At 51.1% G+C, this 20,862-nt stretch carries 23 protein-coding genes; 13 read left to right on the forward strand and 10 right to left on the reverse strand.

What is annotated here, in order from left to right; genetic code table 11:
• Positions 1 to 77 precede the first annotated feature (77 nt).
• Positions 78 to 278: a hypothetical protein gene (locus C1N60_RS08315; RefSeq protein WP_058757398.1), complete on the reverse strand. Its 201-nt coding sequence runs from the start codon at positions 276 to 278 to the stop codon at positions 78 to 80.
• Between the two features lie 538 nt (positions 279 to 816).
• Here C1N60_RS08315 and C1N60_RS08320 point away from each other — a divergent pair.
• Positions 817 to 1,080 (forward strand): biofilm/acid-resistance regulator YmgB/AriR, encoded by a 264-nt coding sequence (locus C1N60_RS08320; RefSeq protein ID WP_058757399.1) that lies wholly within the window; start codon positions 817 to 819, stop codon positions 1,078 to 1,080.
• A 241-nt stretch (positions 1,081 to 1,321) separates the two neighbouring features.
• Complete coding sequence (locus tag C1N60_RS08325; RefSeq protein WP_058757400.1) at positions 1,322 to 1,543, forward strand: hypothetical protein; 222 nt, start codon at positions 1,322 to 1,324, stop codon at positions 1,541 to 1,543.
• Positions 1,544 to 1,582: 39 nt separating this feature from the next.
• Here the strand turns inward: C1N60_RS08325 and C1N60_RS08330 are convergent, their stop codons facing one another.
• Positions 1,583 to 2,794, reverse strand: coding sequence for a diguanylate phosphodiesterase (locus tag C1N60_RS08330; RefSeq protein ID WP_058776032.1), 1,212 nt, complete (start codon positions 2,792 to 2,794; stop codon positions 1,583 to 1,585).
• 243 nt (positions 2,795 to 3,037) lie between these two features.
• Between C1N60_RS08330 and C1N60_RS08335 the strand changes: the two genes are divergently transcribed.
• The gene (locus C1N60_RS08335) at positions 3,038 to 3,286 is read left to right on the forward strand and encodes a hypothetical protein (RefSeq protein WP_394521636.1); all 249 of its coding nucleotides are present in this window, start codon (positions 3,038 to 3,040) and stop codon (positions 3,284 to 3,286) included.
• 57 nt (positions 3,287 to 3,343) lie between these two features.
• On the opposite strand, the gene C1N60_RS08340 is transcribed toward C1N60_RS08335, so the two are convergent.
• On the reverse strand, positions 3,344 to 3,979 hold the full coding sequence (locus C1N60_RS08340; protein WP_132462250.1) for a S24 family peptidase: 636 nt from the start codon (positions 3,977 to 3,979) through the stop codon (positions 3,344 to 3,346).
• A gap of 141 nt (positions 3,980 to 4,120) precedes the next feature.
• Between C1N60_RS08340 and C1N60_RS08345 the strand changes: the two genes are divergently transcribed.
• From C1N60_RS08345 to C1N60_RS08360, 4 genes are all read left to right on the forward strand, one after another.
• The gene (locus C1N60_RS08345) at positions 4,121 to 4,510 is read left to right on the forward strand and encodes a hypothetical protein (protein ID WP_031280179.1); all 390 of its coding nucleotides are present in this window, start codon (positions 4,121 to 4,123) and stop codon (positions 4,508 to 4,510) included.
• A complete protein-coding gene (locus C1N60_RS08350; RefSeq protein ID WP_127834273.1) occupies positions 4,491 to 4,820 on the forward strand; it encodes a hypothetical protein in 330 nt (109 codons plus the stop codon). Before C1N60_RS08345 ends, C1N60_RS08350 begins: the two co-directional genes overlap by 20 nt.
• 82 nt (positions 4,821 to 4,902) lie before the next feature.
• On the forward strand, positions 4,903 to 5,412 hold the full coding sequence (locus tag C1N60_RS08355; protein ID WP_394521637.1) for a hypothetical protein: 510 nt from the start codon (positions 4,903 to 4,905) through the stop codon (positions 5,410 to 5,412).
• 150 nt (positions 5,413 to 5,562) lie between these two features.
• The gene (locus tag C1N60_RS08360) at positions 5,563 to 5,829 is read left to right on the forward strand and encodes a hypothetical protein (RefSeq protein WP_058757407.1); all 267 of its coding nucleotides are present in this window, start codon (positions 5,563 to 5,565) and stop codon (positions 5,827 to 5,829) included.
• 17 nt (positions 5,830 to 5,846) lie between these two features.
• Here C1N60_RS08360 and C1N60_RS08365 read toward each other — a convergent pair whose 3' ends face one another.
• The 4 genes from C1N60_RS08365 to C1N60_RS08380 all read right to left on the reverse strand — a co-directional run bounded on the left by C1N60_RS08365 (position 5,847) and on the right by C1N60_RS08380 (position 9,667).
• Positions 5,847 to 6,086, reverse strand: a complete 240-nt coding sequence (locus tag C1N60_RS08365; RefSeq protein WP_021509882.1) for a DinI-like family protein — start codon at positions 6,084 to 6,086, stop codon at positions 5,847 to 5,849.
• A 337-nt stretch (positions 6,087 to 6,423) separates the two neighbouring features.
• A complete protein-coding gene (locus C1N60_RS08370; RefSeq protein ID WP_021509883.1) occupies positions 6,424 to 6,747 on the reverse strand; it encodes a DUF6388 family protein in 324 nt (107 codons plus the stop codon).
• A gap of 73 nt (positions 6,748 to 6,820) precedes the next feature.
• Positions 6,821 to 8,113, reverse strand: coding sequence for an ABC transporter substrate-binding protein (locus C1N60_RS08375; RefSeq protein WP_394521638.1), 1,293 nt, complete (start codon positions 8,111 to 8,113; stop codon positions 6,821 to 6,823).
• A 9-nt stretch (positions 8,114 to 8,122) separates the two neighbouring features.
• Positions 8,123 to 9,667, reverse strand: a complete 1,545-nt coding sequence (locus tag C1N60_RS08380; RefSeq protein WP_264443113.1) for a methyl-accepting chemotaxis protein — start codon at positions 9,665 to 9,667, stop codon at positions 8,123 to 8,125.
• A 207-nt stretch (positions 9,668 to 9,874) separates the two neighbouring features.
• Here C1N60_RS08380 and yedD point away from each other — a divergent pair, with 207 nt between their 5' ends.
• The gene (yedD, locus tag C1N60_RS08385; RefSeq protein ID WP_166719097.1) at positions 9,875 to 10,336 is read left to right on the forward strand and encodes a lipoprotein YedD; all 462 of its coding nucleotides are present in this window, start codon (positions 9,875 to 9,877) and stop codon (positions 10,334 to 10,336) included.
• Positions 10,337 to 10,386: 50 nt separating this feature from the next.
• Here the strand turns inward: yedD and fliT are convergent, their stop codons facing one another.
• The 3 genes from fliT to fliD are packed head-to-tail and all read right to left on the reverse strand — an operon-like array spanning position 10,387 to position 12,569.
• The gene (fliT, locus tag C1N60_RS08390; RefSeq protein ID WP_394521639.1) at positions 10,387 to 10,746 is read right to left on the reverse strand and encodes a flagella biosynthesis regulatory protein FliT; all 360 of its coding nucleotides are present in this window, start codon (positions 10,744 to 10,746) and stop codon (positions 10,387 to 10,389) included.
• Positions 10,746 to 11,150, reverse strand: coding sequence for a flagellar export chaperone FliS (gene fliS, locus C1N60_RS08395; protein ID WP_058780706.1), 405 nt, complete (start codon positions 11,148 to 11,150; stop codon positions 10,746 to 10,748). The genes fliT and fliS overlap by 1 nt, the downstream gene beginning before the upstream one ends.
• Positions 11,151 to 11,162: 12 nt before the next feature.
• Complete coding sequence (gene fliD, locus C1N60_RS08400; protein ID WP_058780705.1) at positions 11,163 to 12,569, reverse strand: flagellar filament capping protein FliD; 1,407 nt, start codon at positions 12,567 to 12,569, stop codon at positions 11,163 to 11,165.
• Between the two features lie 254 nt (positions 12,570 to 12,823).
• Between fliD and C1N60_RS08405 the strand changes: the two genes are divergently transcribed.
• The 5 genes from C1N60_RS08405 to fliZ all read left to right on the forward strand — a co-directional run bounded on the left by C1N60_RS08405 (position 12,824) and on the right by fliZ (position 20,860).
• Positions 12,824 to 13,774 carry a flagellin N-terminal helical domain-containing protein gene (locus C1N60_RS08405; RefSeq protein WP_058780704.1) on the forward strand — a complete coding sequence of 317 codons (951 nt, stop codon included), beginning with the start codon at positions 12,824 to 12,826 and terminating at the stop codon, positions 13,772 to 13,774.
• A 151-nt stretch (positions 13,775 to 13,925) separates the two neighbouring features.
• Positions 13,926 to 18,137, forward strand: a complete 4,212-nt coding sequence (locus C1N60_RS08410; RefSeq protein ID WP_394521640.1) for an FkbM family methyltransferase — start codon at positions 13,926 to 13,928, stop codon at positions 18,135 to 18,137.
• A 335-nt stretch (positions 18,138 to 18,472) separates the two neighbouring features.
• Positions 18,473 to 19,441 (forward strand): HNH endonuclease signature motif containing protein, encoded by a 969-nt coding sequence (locus C1N60_RS08415; RefSeq protein WP_159378080.1) that lies wholly within the window; start codon positions 18,473 to 18,475, stop codon positions 19,439 to 19,441.
• 143 nt (positions 19,442 to 19,584) lie between these two features.
• Positions 19,585 to 20,307, forward strand: coding sequence for an RNA polymerase sigma factor FliA (locus tag C1N60_RS08420; RefSeq protein WP_021509900.1), 723 nt, complete (start codon positions 19,585 to 19,587; stop codon positions 20,305 to 20,307).
• Between the two features lie 49 nt (positions 20,308 to 20,356).
• On the forward strand, positions 20,357 to 20,860 hold the full coding sequence (gene fliZ, locus C1N60_RS08425; RefSeq protein ID WP_031280184.1) for a flagella biosynthesis regulatory protein FliZ: 504 nt from the start codon (positions 20,357 to 20,359) through the stop codon (positions 20,858 to 20,860).
• Positions 20,861 to 20,862 lie beyond the last annotated feature (2 nt).

Below are 20,862 nucleotides of genomic sequence, written 5' to 3' on the forward strand. Positions count from 1 at the left end.
TTCGCTTATTAACGCCAGCAGTCAGCGGCCACGAAAATAACATCCGGTGGGTCGGTCCAGATATCATCGAAGGTATTTTACTGATCCTGATAAGGATCTTTTTTGTCATCCTGACTGTCATCGCGTGTACGCGGGATTTCGCCGTGCTCACGAGCATCATCATGGGCTGGATGATCATCTTCCTCATAAGCATTACCTGCATGCGGCGCGGCTTCCGGTAAACCCTTGTGTACCTCGCCCTCGTTTTTACGCTCCTTGTTGGTTTCGTGTTGTTTCATCTTTCTCTCCAGCAGGGGTTTTGTTGTGATGAATTTTAGCTGATCGCTGGCCGTTTCTGGCGACCGTAATCGTTTTCACACTCTACACGCAGAACGGCTAAATTGTACAGTTTTGCAAAGTTGTACAAGTTTATGGGGGCTGTATAGAAGTGCACGCGTCAGCAAGGAGTAAAAATAATTTTGTTGAGCAGAAAGAGAGGCTTAGCACAGCGCCTGATATTTTATTCAGGTTAACTGCATGATTTTTCCTGCGAAAATGGTGATTTATTGTTGAAGAGAATGGCGAAATTATTGTGCAAATCTCCTCTGACCACACGAAATGCTAACTAAATTGTTGTACAAGTTTTCCATCTTTGTATAACTTCTCGCTTGTGGCAGTCAGTCACACGTAACGAATGATGCTTTGCATCGCCTCTGAAGGTGTTGTGGATTTCCACTTTCAGAGGCTGCTTTTTTACCTGTGCTGATTCAAAAATTTAACCTGAGTAACCGATTAATCTCTGCAGTTTGCACTGCAGCTTACCCGATGAGGCTTGTTATGAAACAGAATGCATCGACGTCAGCAGAGTCTCAATTGTCAGAATATTTCCAGCACGCGGGTTCAGAATATGCCAGTGAAAAAGAGGTCATCGCGCTGATTTACAAACAGCTGGCGGCGGTGAAACTGCGTGTGAGCAATAAAGATATTATTCTGGCGCTGCTGGAGCGATTAGAGTCTGAACATGACGTGGTTCAGCTGGATATTTATCGCCAGGCACTGGAACTTATTGTTCAGCGCACGCCTGACGATATCGCTTCCTGACACCTGTGTCTGTCGTACTCCACTCCATTGCCGAAACACGGACGTTTAGTTGCCTGTTTGTTTCGCCCCTTAGCTTAGGGGCATTTATTCTCTTCGCGTCTCGTTTCCTGCCTGAATAAGCCCAGCGTGAAATGCACAATTGCCTCTATTCTCTGCTACAGTATTTAGCTGGAGTAAGCTTTCATGCAAGCAGGGTTACTCATTACGCCAGAGGGCGTATCACTTTATCGGGCACGCATGAATGTCTGATTCGCGGCTCAGGCCGCTGGGCAAACCTATGAATGATGGTTATTACTGGATTAAAGATGGCGAGCGCTATCCGGAAGTGTGGCTGTACCAGAAGCAGTTTGGCTGGTTTCGCCCGTGCAGCGCGGTGCCAATGACGCAGCGTACCTTTGAGATGATGAAGTACGTAGTGCTGAGTGAACGGCTGGAAGAACCGGCGCGTGAGACTGAGTGTTAAGCCTGTGACCGCCGTAATTACGGCGGTCAGCGTGTGCAGTTACTTGATCTCGGGCCAGGCCACTGCCGGAAAACCATTAAACTGCGGACGGGCAAACAGATAGCCCTGGAACTGACTGACACCCACCGCTTCCAGCCACATCCACTCCTCGGCTTTCTCCACGCCTTCAGCAATCACCGCGATCTCCAGCGAAGCGCAGCACTTAATAATGGCATGCACAATCGCCTGTTTTGGGCCGCTTTTGTGCACGTCACTGATGATTTCCCGATCGATTTTGATCTTATCCGGCTGGAATTTAGACAGCAGCGACAACCCCGCAAACCCGGCACCAAAGTCATCCAGCGCCAGGCTGATACCGGCCGCCTTAAGTTTTCTTACTTCTGCCGTAAATTCTTCAGCACGCGAGATGATTTCATTCTCCGTCACTTCCACCACGATCTGCTCCGGTACCAGACCGTTGGCCGCGATTTCCTGTAGCAGGAAATCCACCGCATTCGGGACGGTGACCAGCGACATCGGCAGCAGATTGATGGTCAGCGTCTGCTCGCCGAGGCCGAGATTTTTCGCCAGGTTGAAGGCCAGACTCTTGGACTGAATATCGGCGTGGTAAATCGCATCGCCGCCAAACGCAGAGAAGTACTCCTGCGGTGAACCGCCGTCCGGCGTGCGAATCAGTGCTTCATAGGCCGTAATACGCCGCGAGAAGGGATCAACAATCGGCTGAAACGCAAACCGGCAATCCTGCACATAATGGTGCAGACTCTCCAGCTGACGCTGGCTTTCCGCATCAGTAATAAATTCCCAGGTATTGGCCGGCGGGATCTCGAAATAGTTCTCTTTTTCCCGCGCCTCAACGAAGGTACGCAGGAACTGCAGTGCACGGTCGTCATAGGTCAGCTGGTAACGCGAAGTGCCTTTATCCAGCACCGCCTGCAGCACGCTGGATTTGTCGTGCTCGCGCAGGTCAAACAGCTCCATTCCGACGTTACCAAAGCGCCGGGCTGGCGCGAAGTCATGCATCAGTTCCACCAGATTGTGATGGCGGGCGTCGCGGCAGATACGGTCGTAAATGCCCTGAACGGCCTGATCGGGTCCTTCAAGCAGCTGGAAGAAATGCCGTCCATCAAATAACAGAATGCCGGTGACATCTGAAACTTCGTTTTTCTTATTGGCTTTGCCAACCATATCCTCCAGCGTTTTGATGGGAACGTGATCATAGAGATGGCTGCGGTAAAGGATGGTAGTCAGCATGAGATTGTCCGGCGCTATCGTTATTTTGCCTTACATTAACAGCCAGACGGCAGGATCTGTCCAGCGCTTAGACGCGTAATCGTTAACTATTTTATTAAATTCCACTTAACCGAAGCGGCTGGCAGGGCACGTCAGGTGGAATTTTTACTCAACCGCTGGTCAGCGAGGTTAACGATAAATAACTTCGATTGAAAGGATAAATGAAAAGCGTATCGTTAGCCGGGTTAACCGGAGGTGATAAAGATGTTGCGTGATTATTTGAAGACTGATGAAAGCGATCGTTTAGTTGAGCAGAGCTTGTTACGCCTGCACAACCGTGGACAGGAAGATGTCACCGAATGGCATATTGTCGGTGCCAACGGTGAGCACAAGGGCAGCGTGGCGCTGTTCGATAAACTGAGTAACCGCCGCTCTTACCGCGTCAGTTACCGTATAACGCAAACCGATCCCGAGGGAAGGGTGGTCGTCGATCATCTCACCGACACGTTGTGATTTTTGCCGTAGTCTTTTGTTGGATTTGACCCGCCGCGTGGCGGGTTTTTTGCTGCTTCAGCGGCTGCCGCGCCGCCGCATTTCCACCAGCGTGCCAATCAGTTCCAGCGTACTTTTCTGACTCTGCTGCACGGGAAAATCTTCGTTCAGCGGCCGTAACGAGAAAATTTGCTCGTCGTGCATCCGAATAATTCGCACCATCGCGACGTCGTCTACCCGTGCCAGCACCACATCGCCCGGCTGGGGCACGCGTTGCGGATCAAAGATCAACCGGTCGCCGGCGCGATACGCCGGGTTCATGGCGTCATCTTCCAGCGTTACCGCCAGCGCACTGTCGCTCAGTGCTTCGTCACTGTAAAGAAAGCGGACGGCCTGCTGCTGCCACTGCAGTCGCTGCTCATCCAGCCAGTCCGCGGCCTGCACCAGCGTGACCAGCGGCACGGCAGTGAGAGCGGGGGAAGCGTGCGTACTGGCAAACGGCTGGCCGTCGCCATCAATAATCCACGCCGCGCTACACTGCAGCAACTCCGCCAGCCGCAGCAGATGCTCACCACGCGGCACCGTCTCTTCTTTCTCCCACTGCGAAACCGCAACGTGCGACACGCCAATGCCATTGGCCAGCGCCTGCTGCGTTAATTTCAGTGCCTTACGGCGCTGGCGAATGCGCTCACCACCAGATTCTTTTTTCATCATCTTGACAACTCCTCAAGGCTTGACTTAAGTATACTTAAAATCATTATTTAAAGTAAACTTAAATATGCCGCTGGCCGTGATACTGGCGAGGGAGGTCAGCGGGGTGTCCGGCTAACCCTCGCCAGGTGAGAGAGGTAGGGCATGGAGAGTAGTTTGGTCACCAGCGTAGGCGCACTGCTGCTTGGCGGTGGCGCGGCAGCGGTGTTCTGGAAACCCCTGATGGCGGGGATCGCGTCTATCGTCACCAGCAATCGCGCGGGAGGCGAGATCATCACCAGCTACAAAGAGCAGGTGCTGCTTCTCAAGGAGAGCCATGCGCTGATGCGCCAGGAAAACGATGAACTGCGTATCCGTCACGACAAAAACCTGCGGCGTATCTCATCGCTGGAGACCGATCTGCGTTTGATCAAGAACGCACTCGGTATCCTGCTGGCGACCACCGAAGCCGAGCACAGCGATAAGTTTCGCAGCCAGATTAATCAATTGATCACCACTCTGGAGGAGAACCGCGATGGTGCAGATAAACAGTGAACTGCTGGTGCGAAGCCACCGCCGTCATTTGATGCTGGGTGGCCTGCTGATGCTGTTATCGCTGCTGTGTGTGGCGATGACCATTCTGTTTCTTTACGTCAATAACGACGCCAACCGGCGCGTGGAGGAGATTCGCCAGCAGTACCGGGCGATCTCCGATCGACGCGAAGCAAAGGTCGCCGAACTGACCAGCCAGCTGGTTGAGCTGCAGAAAAAGCTGGATGCCCAGCCGCCGCGCAGCGCCAGCCATACCTCAACGCCCTCCACGCCGCCGGCCGGTCAGCAAACCGCGCCACAGCCGCGGCGCTAAGGAGGACCTGATGCGAATTACCGAGCGGATCGCAGTCCGTTTGCAGCAACTGCGGTCTTTATTTAGCAATAAGGAGAAAATTATGAGCGATCAAACTGTCATCAACCCAACCAGCGCTGCGGCGCAACAGGAATTGTCACCGCTGGAGAGTTTTGCCAACGAAACGGCCAGCGCGCCGGCTGCCGCTGACAGCGCAGCTGACAGCATTGCCCAGCCAGCAACGCCGCCGGCAGCCGCAACGCCAGCTGCGCAACCGGCAGCGCCCGCCAGCGCTGAGCAACCGTCTCATGCGGATGCTCCGGTCGATCTCGATCAGCAGCTGGCAACGCAGGATACGCTGGCGAACGGTTCGGCCAGCGCAGGCGCCTCGGCGGCCGCCACGCCTGGTGTGCGCAACGCGCAGGCCACCGCACCGGTTGCTGTCCCCGACGCGCCGGCTGCTGCGACCGCCGCCAGCGATGCGGTGGCGCAGGATATCAGCGCCGGGGTGAAGGACTTTGTCCAGGCCTTCAGCTTTGTTGAACAGGGCGTGCTGAAGCTGGGCAGCGCCGCAAAGGATGAACTGATTGCGCTGGCGAAGAAGTATCTGTAATTCAGACGGGCACAACAAAGGGACCGGGACGTCCCTTTTCCCTGCGGCTCTATACTTCGGATAATTCTGCAGGCGGCTTCGCTATTATCTGCTAACTTTAATTGCTCAGGCATTATTTTAACTGGCTTTATCAGCAAAAAGGAAAATAGCATGAGTGATACAGAGGCAATCAAAACCAAAACTGACTACCTGCGTGATGTCACCTCACAGCTAAAAGAGATGCGTCACTATGCGCAGACCAACACTGAGACGCTTTCCAGCCACTGGCTGGCCTTTGATGCCGGGGAGTATAAGGATAAAGAGTACGCCACGCGTTTTGATACGCTGATCAACAAGCAGGGACAGCTGCTGGATGATATCGATCAGGCGATTCAGGATCTGGAAATCGCCATCAATCACAGCGAGCAGGAAAGCTAAGCGCGGCAGCTGGTGGCCTAATCGGCCACCAGCCACATCTCGGCTTCATCGAACATCTCTTCAACAATACGCGCAATCGTCGCCTTATCGTTTTTACTCATATCGGTTTCGATGGCGTTACGCTCCATCGGCTTAACCCGCACCTCCAGATCCGGAAAGACGCGCTGTACGCGCTTCTCTAGCTCCTGCAAAATCATTTCGCGCGCGCCCGGTAATCCGGCTACGTTGCGCTTGTCGTAAATCAGCTCCACAAACATCAGGGCATTCCAGTAATCAAAGTGGGAGCGTCATATTACTGTAAATAAAACCAGTGACAAGCGGCAGGGCGGCAATTATTTTCATACGGGTGAAACAGCGCGGCGTAAAGATGCAACGACAGGGGAGTAAAGCGGGTAAAAGCAGAGGGCGCACGCAAAAAATCGAACCTCTGGAGGTGGAAATCCAGCAACACCTCCAGAGGCGGTGCAATAGCACCTTTCGTTCAAGGACAATCGACGACAGTCGTCGTGAGCAATAAGTTATACAACTTTTTCCATCTTGTACAACTTTTTCCCCGGAAATTTCTCTCCGATCGCCTTTTTATCAGTGCATCGCTTATAACTCGTTCTTAATACAGAACTCTTCCCACGTCATACCTAACGCTTCCGCGTGAGATTTCAGATAGGTTTCAATCGCTTGTGCAGCAACTGCTTTATCCGGTTCCGCCAGCTGGATGGAGAACAGCATGCCGTCGAGCTTCTTCTGACGCAGAAACGCGGCATAAATGCGCTCGGCGTGCCACGCGCGCAGTTCACGCAGGGACATATTGGCGGCGCGCGCATCACTCTCACTCAGTTCATCCAGCGCGGACTGAAAATCAGGGTGGGCGGTGAAAAACAGGCTGCGGGCCAGGGCGTAATACTCTTCAGGGGTTTTCATTCGGGGGTTCCTGCCGGTCAAGTTGCGCGTTAGTGTAACCCGCACACGGCGACTTGTCAGGAACCCCGAATGTTTACTGCTGTGCGGCTTGCAGGCGCGTCACGTCCTGCTGATTTTTTTCCAGCGTTTGGTCCACCGTCAGCTTGCCCTGCAGCAGCGCCGCCAGATTCTGCCCGACGGCGTTACCCATCTGATCAAAGCCAGCAATACTGACGTACTGCACACCGGTGTAAGGTACGGTGTTCAATGTCGGTTGATCGACGGTGGCGGATTCAATCGCGCTGCGCACCTGAGCGGCGTAAGGCGCCAGGCGCTGGTAGTTTGACTGCTGGTAGGTGGAGTTGCGGCTGCCGGGTGGCACCGCTCCCCAGCCGACGGTATCCGCAACCTGCTGAATATACTGCCGCGAGGTCGCCCAGCTAATGAAGTCGACGGCGGCGGCGCGCTGCGGAGAGTTAGCCGGTACCGCCAGCGCCCACGACCACAGCCAGTGCGAGCCGTTGCGCGTAATGCCGCCCGGTGCCGGGGCAAACGCCAGCTTGTCCGCCACCAGCGAGATCTGCGGGTTAATCAGCAGCCCGGCGGCGACGGTACTGTCGATCCACATCGCGCATTTTCCCTGTGCGGTAAGACGCAGGATCTGGCCAAAGCTATTGCTGGCCGTATCCGGCGGACCGTCCTGTTTCACCATCGCCAGATAATCGGTCAATACCTCACGCCACTCTGGCGAATTCAGCGTCGGCTGCCAGCGATCGTCAAACCACTGCGCACCATAGGCGTTGGCCATGGTGGTGAGCAGGGCCACGTTATCGCCCCAGCCGGGCTGGCCGCGCAGGCACAGGCCATAGATACCGTGCTGAGGATCGGTGAGTTTCGCCGCAAAATTTTTGATGTCGGTCCAGTCGGGATCGTCTGGCATGGTCAGCCCTTTCGCCGCAAACAGATCTTTGCGGTAATAGGTCATGCTGCTTTCCCCGTAAAACGGTAGCGCGTACAGCGTTTGCTGCCAGGATAGTGCTTTGCGCACCGGCGTCAGCAGATCGTCGCTGTCATACTCTGGCGGCAGGTTATTGAGCGGCGCCAGCCAGCCTTTTTTACCCCACAGCGGCGCTTCATAGGTACCCACGGTAATCACATCAAATTTTGCGTCACCGCTGTTCATGGCTGCCAGCACCGCCTGGCGCAGGGCGCCATCATCCATCACGTGCCACTGCAGTTTCACGTCCGGATGCTGCTGTTCGTAACGGCTCGACAGCTGCTGCATGATAGTCATGTCACCATTGGCAATGGTGGCAATATTGAGCGTGGTGGCGGCCTGGCTGAGCAGCGGCAGCGCGGCCAGCAGCGCGATTATGGTACGCTTCATGGCGGCTCCTTATGGCTGCTGCAGGCGGAAGAATGCCATTTTTTCCACCAGCAAACCGGCATGCTGGCTCACCGTCTGGCTGGCCGCGCTGGCCTGCTGCACCAGCGATGCATTCTGCTGGGTGGCGCCATCCATCTGGATTACTGCGGTGTTCACCTGCTCAATACCGCTGGATTGCTGGCGGCTGGCCACGGCGATCTCGCCGACGATATCCACCATGCGCGCCACGCCGTGATTGATGTCGTTAAGCATCTCGCCAGAGCGCTGCACCAGCGCGCTGCCGGCTTCGACTTTACCTACGCTGGCATCGATCAGCGCCTTGATCTCCTGTGCGGCACCGGCCGAACGCTGCGCCAGCTGTCGCACCTCTGACGCCACCACCGCGAAGCCGCGTCCCTGTTCCCCGGCGCGCGCCGCTTCTACCGCCGCATTCAGTGCCAGCAGGTTGGTCTGGAAGGCGATTTCATCAATCACGCGGTTGATATCCGCGATGCGCTTGCTGGAGGATTCAATCTCCTCCATCGCACTCACCGCGTCGCGCAGTACACCGCTGCCGCGCTCGGCCTGATGGCGCACATCGCTTGCCAGCTCGTTGGCCTGCGCGGCGTTGTCCGCGTTGTGTTTCACCGTGGCGGTCATCTGCTCCATACTGGCCGCAGTCTGCTCAAGCGAACTGGCCTGCGCATGGGTGCGCTCCGACAGATCGTCGTTGCCATCCGCCATCTGGCGTGCCGCATCGCTCAGTGCATGGGCACTTTCGCCCACCTCGCGCACGATCTCGGCCAGCCGCACATCCATGCGCAGCAGCGCCTGCATCAGTTCACCCATCTCATCGCGCGTTACCGTACCGATACGGTGATTGAGCTCGCCGCCGGCAATGGCATCCGCCAGCTCGCGCGCCTGGGCGATGGAACGGTTAATCGAGCGGATCAGCAGCCAGCCGGAGACCAGCGCCAGACTCAGACCCAACAGCAGGATGGCGATCAGGCTATTGCGTGCCAGCAGGTAGTCGCGGTTGCCCTGTTGCCAGGCCGTCTGCGCATGCTGCCGCATCAGCGTATCCAGCTGGTCAATGTCCTGCTGCAGCAACTGGCTGCCGCTGCGCAGACGGGTTTCGATGACCACCAGTGCGGCGGACGGGTTACCGCCTTTCAGCAGCTCACCGGCTTCATGCAGTGCACCCTGCCAGCCGTCGAGATGGGTCAGGAAGCGCTGGCTCAGCGGTTTGGTCTGCGCATCAAACGCCAGCTGCTGCCAGGTATGACGATCGGCGGTGATTTGCTGACCGTACTGCGTAATGCGCGCCAGGCGTTTTTCCACTTCACTGCTGTCGGTCCAGTAGCGCAGCGCATCGAACAGGGTAGCGGATTGCTCCTGCACCATGCGGTACAGGCGTGAGGAGTATTGCAGCGGAAGCAGCTCGTTCTGATAGGCATTTTGCGCGCGCTGATCGGCAGCGCGCAGGCCGATAATTCCCCAGACGGCAGCAATAATCAGTAACAGGCACAGCAGGCTGACAATCGCAGCCAGACGTGCGCGAAGGGTCAATCGCATAACAGCGTTCTCCGAAACCAGGGTGAGTAAGTCGTCAATATTGTTATGGGTGCAGGTGCTTTAGACTTCACATCAGGTTATCGGCGAAGAGTTGAACAGCTTGAGGGCGCCGGAGAAAGAGAAGGGGGAATCCACCGCAGATACCTTGCGTCACGCCGGGAAAACATTATAACGTAGCCGCCATTGATGCGAGTGTAGGGACCGAAGATGAAAAAGTGGATGGTACTGGCCGCGCTGGCGCTGAGCGGCTGTGCGCAAATCAACAGTTATGACGAAGCGGTAAAAACCCCGGCACCGCTGGAACTGCAGGGTAACTGGCAGACGATGGGACCGCAGAGCAAGCTGATCAGCAGCGAGGCCATGGCCAGCCTGATCGTCAGCGCTGATGGCGCTACCCTTGACTGCCGCCAGTGGCAGCGGGTGATTGCCAAACCGGGCAAGCTGACGCGCCTGGATGATGACTGGGTTAACGTTAACCGTCAGGCGCGCGTGATGCCGCTCTCGCTGGAGAACGGTGAACTGCACTACGATGGCCTGACGCTGCGTAAAGTGGATCGCCCAACCGTCGAGTGCCAGCAGGCGCTGGACGAAGTGGCAAAGCGCCCTGGCGACGCGGTGATTCAGGATATTGAGCCGCAGATTCTCAAGCCGGTCACGGCAGAGAAATAATCCGATTGCGCGGGTAAGGCCACAGTGCCGTTACCCGCGCAATCTGTGGATTAAAGGTTCCCCGGGTAGAGTACCTTGTTAGAGAAGCGGCCATAGGCTGAGGTGACTTTTTGTTGTTGCGACGTCGTTTGCACCAGCGATCGCAGTTCATCCATGCGCTGAGTCAGTAAGGTTTTTATCTCGCTTTCATTATCCAGTACCTGTTTCAGCATCGGACGGATCTGTAAGCGTAATCCGGAAGACAAAGCACTGGTATCCTGATCGCGCGTCACGCTCTCTACATTTCGCAGATAAGTCATCTCACAAGCGATCAAGTCATCCCACTGGCCACCTCTGGCCTGCGCGAGCATCGCGTTACTGAGCTGCAGCAGTTGCTGATAGCCATGAAGTAAATCAACGTGTGTCGACATTAATACGAGTCCTGCTGTTGGTTAGGGCCGATTTGCTTCCACGCCTCTGCAATGTTGCTCAACAGCGCTTCGACTTCTGCAATCGCTTGCGGATCGTTACGCAGATTGGCCTCCAGCAGACGGCGCGTCATGTATTCATACAGATCGTCAAGATTGGCAGACAATTCGCCACCAATTTCATGGTTCAGGCCAGCTCGCAGTCCGTTAGTAATAATATTTATCGCTTTCGTCAGCGCCTGACCCTTACCGGGAATATCACCCTGATCCATCAGAATGGTGGCTTTTTTCATAGCGCTCAGTGCGCCATCAAATAGCATTACCACCAGCTGATGTGGGCTGGCGCTCAACACGGCACTCTCTAAACCGACCTGTGCGTAAGCCTGAATGCCCGATTTGGCGTACATATTTAACTCCTGTTAACTGCTCATGTTCGCGAACTGTTGCGTCAGATAGTTCTGCGTCTGGGTCATGGATGAGACTAGTGTGTTCAGATTAGTGAACTGGGTTTTATAGCGCGCCATGGTGGCAGTAATCTGAGCGTTTACGCGGTCATAATCGTCAGACAGTTTTTTTAGCGTCTTGTTAATACCATCGGTAGCGTTCTGCACGGAACCATTGCTGCCCAGAATCTGATCGAGGTAATTGCTGGTCTGGGTTGCAAAGCCGGTGGTTTTGCCGTCACCTGACAGGAACGTCACCACATCAGCAGACTTTTCATCCAGCGCTTTGTTCAGTTTGGTGCTGTCGACGGTCAGCTTGCCGTTAATATCCTGGGTCACACCAATCTGGGAAAGTAAGGAAATGCTGCCACCGCTCTGGGCGCTGGTAGAGAGCTTGGAGCGCAGGCTGGTCTGGATATTACGCAGCGTGCCATCGCCTATCAGATCGCCATTGCTGGAGTCCTGCGAGGTACTGCCCTGGTCCACGGCGGTGTACTTGGTCTGATTACCGATAGTGGTTTGCAGCGAGTTATACGCGTCAACGTAGGCCTGCACTGCGGCGATCATCGGTGCGTTATCCTTGGTGACGGATAAGGTCTCCGGGCTGCCGGTATTGGTTTTGGTCAGGCTCAGCGTAACGCCTTCTGGCGCATCAGTAATAGTGTTGCTGCTGCGGGTGATGGCGACGCCATTGATGCTCAGTTTGGCATCGGCGGCTTCCACCTGCTCCGTCATGCCATTGCTGCTGCCACCTTTGGAAAAACCAATGTACTGCGCCAGGGCGCTGTCATCGGTAGACACCGTCATCTCGTTGGTGGTACCGGTATCGCGCGAGGTCAGTGCCAGATAATAGGTGTTGTCATCAGACTTGATAATGCTGGCAGTGACGCTGCCCTGCTGCTTGTTTATCGCATCTTTGATGTCCGTCAGGCTGGTTTGATCTTTGCTCAGCGTGATGGTCATTGGGGTTTTCTGACCTGGCTGCGTAATGGTGATGGTGCGCGAGGCGAGGCTGGCATCGCCTAAATCGCCATCTTTACTGGTTGCGCTTTTCGACAGCAGCGACTGCGCTTTAGCGAGTTGGGTAACTTCAATCGAATAAGTACCAGATGTTGCATCGTTAGCCAGTGTTGCCGTGAAAGCACTATTAGTGCTGCTAACTTTGGTCGAGGCGATAGCGGAAGTGTCTTTTAATGCCGCCGCCGCAGACTGCACTTTTTGCAGTGCAGTCTGCACGATGCCCCATGCTGAAAGCTTGGCTTTATAAGAAGTCTGTTGTGTTGTAATCGGCGTCAGGTTAGCCTGCTCCGCCGTTTGCAGCTGGTCATATAAATCGCTTAAGCCGAGGTTCGTTCCAGCGTTCAGGTTACTTACACTTGCCATGGTTCAATCCTTAGTTGATGGACAATCACTGGAAGCAGTATCGGCAGCGATGCAAAAATCTTAATCCCTCAGCAAAAAAACAATAGCCAGATAAAAACCCCTTCTTTATTGCACTTCGGCCTTTTGCGCTTTTTTAAATTTTCGCTGAATTTTTTCTAAAGGTTGGTTAGGGGCTGACGATAATCAGGTTGACGGTGATGAAGCCGCAGGCCAAATGCCGAAACCTAACCCATTTAATTTGAAGGATAAATATCATGGCTGTTATCAACACTAACACCCTGTCCCTGGTGACGCAGAACAACCTGAGCAAATCTCAGTCTTCACTGGGCACCGCGATCGAGCGTCTCTCATCTGGTCTGCGTATCAACAGCGCGAAAGATGATGCTGCTGGTCAGGCGATTGCTAACCGCTTCACCTCTAACATCAACGGCCTGACCGTTGCTGCCCGTAACGCTAACGACGGTATCTCACTGGCGCAGACCGCTGAAGGCGCGCTGTCAGAAATCAACAACAACTTACAGCGTATCCGTGACCTGACCGTTCAGGCACAGAACAGCTCAAACTCTGCATCAGACATCGACTCTATCCAGGCTGAAGTTAACCAGCGTATGGAAGAAATTGACCGTGTTACTACTCAGACTGACTTTAACGGCAAAAAAGTTCTGAACAACACCGGATCAGCTGCGAAATCTTATGATTTCCAGGTAGGTTCAAAAGACGGTGAAACCATTTCTATTAAAATCAATGGTGCAGCTGGCTGGAACCTGGCTTCTGCTGGTACTGATGGGACAACATCTGCTGCTGCCAGCGGTGTATATGCAAATACCGTGGCTGCATCTAGCCTGGCTGCAATTGATGGCGATGCTCGTAAAGTAGATGCTGTAGGTTTTGATGTTAAGAGCGGCAAAGTAACGGGTACTGCTCTGGGTTCAGGCAAACCGTTAGAAGATATTGATGCTGCAATTAAAGCGGTTGATGAACAGCGTAGCTCACTCGGTGCTTCTCAGAACCGTTTTGAATCAACGATCACCAACCTGAACAATACTGTGAACAACCTGTCAGCTGCGCGCAGCCGTATTCAGGATTCTGACTACGCAACTGAAGTATCTAACATGTCTCGCGCACAGATTCTGCAGCAGGCTGGCTCTTCTGTATTGGCCCAGGCTAACCAGGTACCACAGACAATGCTGTCTCTCCTGCGTTAATTTTAATCCGCTAATCCTCAAAATTAGCAGTAAAAATAACGGGTACTTCACCCGTTATTTTTTTTTGTATTTTTTACACTAATGAAAACAGGCAAGTGCTGATTATTATCATGATTGGCAAACCACTAATTTCATTGAGGAAAGTGTAAAAATGAAAGATTCTTACCTGCAGCTCAAGACTGCAAACCGAAGCCATGGGTCTACTCGGGGTTCTCACCTGGATAAGCAGCTCGTAAGATTACTCGATGATCAGCCTCAGCTTGCATTAACTAAAGTCAAAAAACTCATTGAAAAAGCGCAGAATGATGCTGAATTATGGGAGTTTGCTGGACGCGCTCACCATAAACTTGGCGATTTCAGCTCTGCAGAAAAAGCCTTCAACAAAGCATTGGAAATAAAACCTGAGCATCATAAGGCGTTATATTCCAAGGCTGGGTTACTATACGCATTAGAGCGTTATGATGAAGCAGAAAAGTGCATACGGCATTCTATGTACATATTAAGCGATAAACAATCGCTTCCAATGAAGTCATTATTAGCTAATACACTTCAAAAGCAAAAAAAATATCAGCAATCGATTGATTGCTTTGAAGAGTTGATTGTGCTTGATCCAGGTAATTGGTCTAACTGGAGTTATCTTGCACTGATTTATCAAGAGATGGCAAATTTCGATAAAATGCATGATGCTTATTCTCGTGCGAAAAAGCTAGCAACTTCAAATCCGCTCCCCTATTTTAATCACATTGTAAGTTCACATTACGATCCAAGTTTAAGCGTGGAGGATATTCATCAACTTTGTCAGGAGTGGCAAAAGAAATATAAGCCCATAAAAAGAACCAGTCGTGCGACAGCTAACAATAAATCAAAAAATAAAAAGTTACGAATTGGTATGATTTCAGATGGCTTCAGATCTCATCCAGTTGGGATGATGATAGCGATGGGTTTGTCCCATGTTCAACAACATGAAATTGAATTTCATGCATATAGCACCACATCAGTATCGGATCACATTACTCAACGCATCCAAAGAATCACTAGTAAATGGACGCAGGTTGAAAATATGCCAGATTCAGAGTTGGATGTTTTGCTACGCGAACATGAAATTGACATACTTTTTGACCTCAACGGCTATAATGCTAATAGCCGTATGCAGACTTTGCAGCTTAAACCTGCTCCAATTATGATTAAATGGGTGGGGGGGCTAATCAGTAGCACGGGCCTTGATGGTATGGATTATTTGCTCAGTGACAATATTGAAACTCCAGAGGGAGTTGATGGCTATTATTCGGAGAAACTGATCCGGCTTCCTGTTGATTACATTTGCTATGATCCACCAGCTTATTTGCCGCCGGTGAAGGCCTTACCTTGTGAAATCAAGGGATTTGTTACCTTCGGTTGTTTTAACAATGCAGCAAAAATCAATGACGATTTATTAGAGCAATGGGCCATTTTACTTAATGAAGTGCCTGATTCCCAGCTCTATTTAAAAAGTTTTAATTTTAAAGACGAATCTCTCTGTGAGCGTGTTTATATCACTCTTGAAAATCATGGTATTAAGCGAGACAGGATTATTCTTGAAGGAGCATCTCCTCACAAAGAGTTACTTGAAAGTTACAATCATGTTGATATTGCACTTGATCCCTGGCCTTATTCTGGTGGATTGACAACCTGTGAGGCAATGGTAATGGGTGTGCCGGTAATAACATTGCCGGGACCAACATTTGCTGGGCGTCATTCCGCTTCACACCTTGTACACGCGGGAATGCCAGAATTAGTCGCAAAAGACTGGGAAGATTACCGAAAAATTGCTAAAGAGCTTGCTAATGATTCAGAAAACCTTGCTCTGATTCGATGCCATTTGCGAGAGATTCTTTTATCATCACCTGTATGTGATGGTAAACGTTTCGCACGTCACTTTTCTGATGCTATGCGCGCTGTATGGCAGCGCTACGCCGAGAACAAGTTACCTGAGTCGTTGTCATTTGATGAAAATGAAGATGTTTATTTTAAAGGGGAAGAAAGCTCAGTTATTCTAAACCGACCATTGAAAATGGACACCTCATCTTTCTGTGATAATGAATCAGGTTTTGCGTTCAATCTTGACGGACAGGTTAAGGCACTAGACTATGGTGGTATACTTGCTCGACAAGATAAATTCAAAGCGATAATGGCTACGAATGGCACTTTCATGATCATCATTGACCCTCTCGGCATGGTCGAAGATCATTACCTTCCTTTAAAAAGAAATTCATTGCAGAAAATACAAATGCAATTACTTGGTGACGGGAATGATACACAGCTATATATGTGTCTTGATGCCAAATATAGTAGCGATCTACCTGCAATCAGCGTAACTTCACAGCAAGAATGGTATCCTCAAAAAGTACTTGCCAGTATAAAGGCCGCATCGTTAAAGCTCGATGAAATTCATGGCCTTGATAATATTGATTGGCTAATTTTGGATAATAGATTTAATCTTGGATTGCTTTTCGCACATGGAGTTAGGCTATTAAAATCCTGCCTCTTTGTCGCTGTGTATTATCGCTTTGAAGATACACATGAAGGACAGTTGTCATTTAGTGAAATATGCGTTCATCTAAAAAACGCTGGACTAGATTTTCATTCTTTTATAAATATCGAGTATGCTCAGACCGTAGGGTTCGAGGGAGTCGAACCATTCGCCTCTTCACAAATGATAGCAGCAGAAGCTATCTTCATTGTAACACCAAGTCGCAGAAATGATCTTAGTGCTCAGCAATGTGAAAAGTTAGCATTCATTCTTCATTCCGGCTATGGTCTTTATGATGTAGTGGCCCCTTTACTACAACTTCATTCAACTAAAAGGCTTGGAAATTATTTAAAAGAAGTTGCTTTTGATAAAAATGTTCCGGTTTCCAGAGTCAATAAAAATAAACCACATTCTTTGCCACAAAAACTTATTGTAAGCTTAACATCATACGATAAGCGTTTTAGTATTCTTCATTTAACGCTTGACTGCATTTTTAAGCAAACTGTAAAAGCCGACAGGGTTATTTTGTGGGTTGCAGAGTCAGAAAAAGGCCTGCTTCCTGAGAGTGTTCTTGCATTTAAAGAATATGGTTTAGAAATAAAGGCGTGCGAGGATTTAAAATCCTACAAAAAAATCATTCCTTTGCTTAAAGAGGATTCTAATTCATTTATAGTTACTGCAGATGATGATTTATATTATCCCGATAACTGGCTGAATGAATTGATTGGTGCATGGAATGGAAACTATAAAACGGTTGTAGCCCATCGCGCTCATAAAATCCTTCTTAACCAGGATGGTATGCCGGTTCCTTACAGTAAATGGGAATGGGAGTATAATTTATCTACAGATGAGTCGTCATTAATTTTTCCAACATCTGGAGCGGGAGTGCTTTATCCACCACATTGTTTCTATCGTGACGTGATAAATGAAAATCTTTTCTCTAAGCTTTCACCTGGAGCGGATGATGTCTGGCTTTACTGGATGTGCCGTATGAATGGAGTGAAATTTAAAGTCGTAGGCAAGAAAATGGAACTCCTTGAATGGGAGGGTATTACAGAAAAACCATTATGGCATGAAAACCTCTTAAATGGTGGGAACGATAGTAATATTAATAAGATGATTGCTCACTACGGTTTGAAAACAAACGATGATGAACAAGGTTATGATGGTTCTTTTGATGATATTTTCTCGTTTAGTTGTGAAAATAAGCTTGTGCGCATGCATCTTCCAAATAAAGACGATTATATACAAAATGTAATCAAGTCAACTGGGACCTTCTATGAACCTGAGATGCTTTTGGATATCTCAAACAGAGTCAAAAAAGGAAGCACTATTCTCGATGTAGGCGCTAACATAGGTAACCATACTCTTTACTTTTCCTTGTTTTGCCGGGCAAATAAAGTGATTTCTTTCGAACCTCAGAAAAACGTTTACGATACCTTATGTAAAAACATCAAGCTTAATTTCCTTGAAGAGAAAATTGTGGCTTACCAAATAGGTTTAGGAAGCTACGAAACTACAGCTAATCTTGGTGCGGTTGATGAAAAAAACATCGGCATGACAAAGCTAGATATTAATAGTTCTGGAGATGTGAGAATTGCCACGCTCGACTCTGTAGTCGAAAAAGAGCCATTAAATTCAATATCTGTAATTAAGCTTGACGTTGAAGGGATGGAAATGGAAGTTCTGCGTGGTGCAATTCAGACCTTTGAGCGGCATCAGCCTGTTCTCTATGTAGAGGCAGCATCCAAAAAGGAGTTTGATGAAGTTTCTGCATTTTTGCTGAGTTTTAATTACATTCCAACCAGAAGATTTAATGCAACAGCGACATATCTTTTTGAGAAGAAAATTTAAGCATTAAGTCATTTCGGGAAAAACGCCCTTTTAACGAAGGGCGTTTTTCCCCATCATAGTCGAAAAGTCATTGCAACATTTAAAAGGTAACTCTCATAAGTGGCCTTATCAAAAATGCTCATAATGCGCTAATAACTTAGATAAAAAGTTAATTTTAAAAGATATTACTGCTTGCCTAAGCTAAATTTTTAGGTCATAAAACAGACGATTTCCCCTTGCGCATCATAACCTCAAAAAAGTAACCATCCTGTTACAGCCTGGGTCAGAACTGCCGATAACCCTCTTCAGAATCATTCCAATTTTTACGCTCTATTTTTCCTGTTTCTGGGGTGTCTATGCGCTTCAATTATGACTTGTTACCGGGTGAGCAACTGACCTTCGATGAGATCGCGCTGCGCTATGCGCAGCAGCATCCGGAGGAGAAGGAGCTCACCGCCCGCGGGTTGCTCAGCCCGTCAACCAGCTACCGCAATCTGGTGATCCGTGCGCTGTTTGCGCAGGAGGAGCTGAACAGTCCGCTGGAGGATCTGCTGTTCGTCTCCGACGATAACGAGCGCAAAAACTACCTGCGCCGCTTCGAGCATTACCTTAAAAACCAGCAGGCGTTTCTCTATTTTCGTCGTAACGATGAAGCGCGTAAAAGCGGACGCTGGAAAGTGATCGGCGAAACCCGGGTCTACGCGATGCTCGATCCCCGCTCGGCGGAGGCGCAAAACCTGCTCAACAGCCGCGGCTTTAAGCTGGTGCTGATGCGCCAGACCGAAGAGGAAGAGTACTGGCAGCTGTTTGATCCGCAGGCGCACCCGTGTTTCCCGCTGTCGCGCAAGATCCAGTTTTTAGTGGTGCTCAGCACGCCACAGCAGAAAATGCCCAGCGCGGTAATGCCGGGTACTGAAGTGGGGCGGCGCGTCAAGGCGAAAGTGTTCCAGCGCGCCAGCCAGGCGGAGTTCAGCGCGGCGGTGAAAGCGCGCTATGGTGCCTGCATTATTACCGGCACGCGCTTAACCGAGCGCCACAGCTGGCCGTGGGTGGAAGCCTGCCATATCGACACCCAGGAGAATGAAGAGGGCTTCCTGGCGGATAACAGCGTCGACAACGGCCTGTTCCTGCGCAGCGACCTGCAGCGGCTGTTTATCAATAAAATGATTAGCATTGACGCAGAAACCGGTCAGGTGCTGTTTAATTCCGCGCTGGAATGCGACGAGTCCATTAGCCCTTTTTATCAGGCGCTTGAGGGCAAAACCTGTGCGCTGTGGGACGCCGTCCCGCCTGGCACAAGGCAGCGGCTGCGTAATCTGCGCTGAACCTGCGCGCAATGGCGGTGCGATCCACCGCCATCCATAACAAATTTGAAATAACCTCGCTTTTGCCTGCCTATTCTGCCAATCGAAACCGCTACAGAATTGGATAATCATGCCGATAACTTTATTAACGCAGGGTAGTCAACGTGAACGATCTCTATACCGCCGATGGCGTGATGGATAAACATTCGCTCTGGCAGCGCTACGTTCCTCTGGTGCGGCATGAAGCGCTGCGCCTGCAGGTGCGTTTGCCAGCCAGCGTTGAGCTTGACGATCTGCTGCAGGCCGGTGGTATTGGCTTACTGAATGCCGTGGAGCGCTATGACGCGCTGCAGGGCACCGCCTTTACCACCTACGCCGTGCAGCGTATCCGGGGCGCAATGCTGGATGAGCTGCGCAGCCGCGACTGGGCACCACGCAGCGTACGTCGTAATGCGCGCGAGGTGGCCGGCGCCATGCATCAGGTAGAGCAAGCGTTGGGGCGCGCGGCTACCGAGCAGGAAGTGGCTGAGCGGTTGAATGTTTCGCTGGAAGAGTACCGGCAGATTCTGCTGGATACCAATAACAGCCAGCTTTTCTCGTACGACGAGTATCGGGAAGAACACGGCGACAGTGCGGAACTGGTCACGGAGGGGCATGAGGAAGCCAACCCGTTGCATCAGTTAATGGAAGGAAACCTGCGTGAACGCGTGATTGAAGCGATTGAGGCGTTGCCTGAACGCGAAAAATTGGTGCTCACACTGTACTACCAGGAAGAACTGAACCTGAAAGAGATTGGCGCGGTGCTGGAAGTGGGGGAATCCCGCGTCAGCCAGTTGCACAGTCAGGCGATCAAACGCCTGCGGGCCCGTTTGACGGGAGCGCGCTAACAGACTCAGTTCCTGGGGAACCAAAAATAAAAAAACCGGGGACTCAGCAATGGGAGCCAAAGTTAAAGCCAGACCGTTAAGTCGCTACCTTAAAGACTACAAACACAGCCAAAGCAACTGTTCACACTGTGGCAAAGTTTTAGACCGTATGGCGTTAGTGTTCCGCGGCCAGATCATCAATAAAGAGGCCATCGCACGCATGGACCAGATGATTGACGATCAGGTATGGATGAAACTCCAGCCGGAACTGACGGCGCTGTGCCGTTTCTGCAGCGATATTTTTTGTAATACCCATCCGAATTACTTCGATATCATGGCGTTCAAACAATATCTGTTTGAGCAGACCGAGATGAGTCACAGTACCATTCGTGAATATGTGGTGCGTCTGCGTCGTCTTGATGACATGCTGAAAGCGAAAAATTTCCCGGCAGAAAGGTTACGGGGCAACAGCTGGCATGAGTGTCTGCAAAACGATCTGCCCGATGCGGGCAACAATAACTACCGTATTGCACTGCGCAAATATGACCAGTTCTTAGGCTGGCAGCGCGGCTAAGG

The organism is Pantoea sp. SGAir0184 (assembly GCF_043544755.1).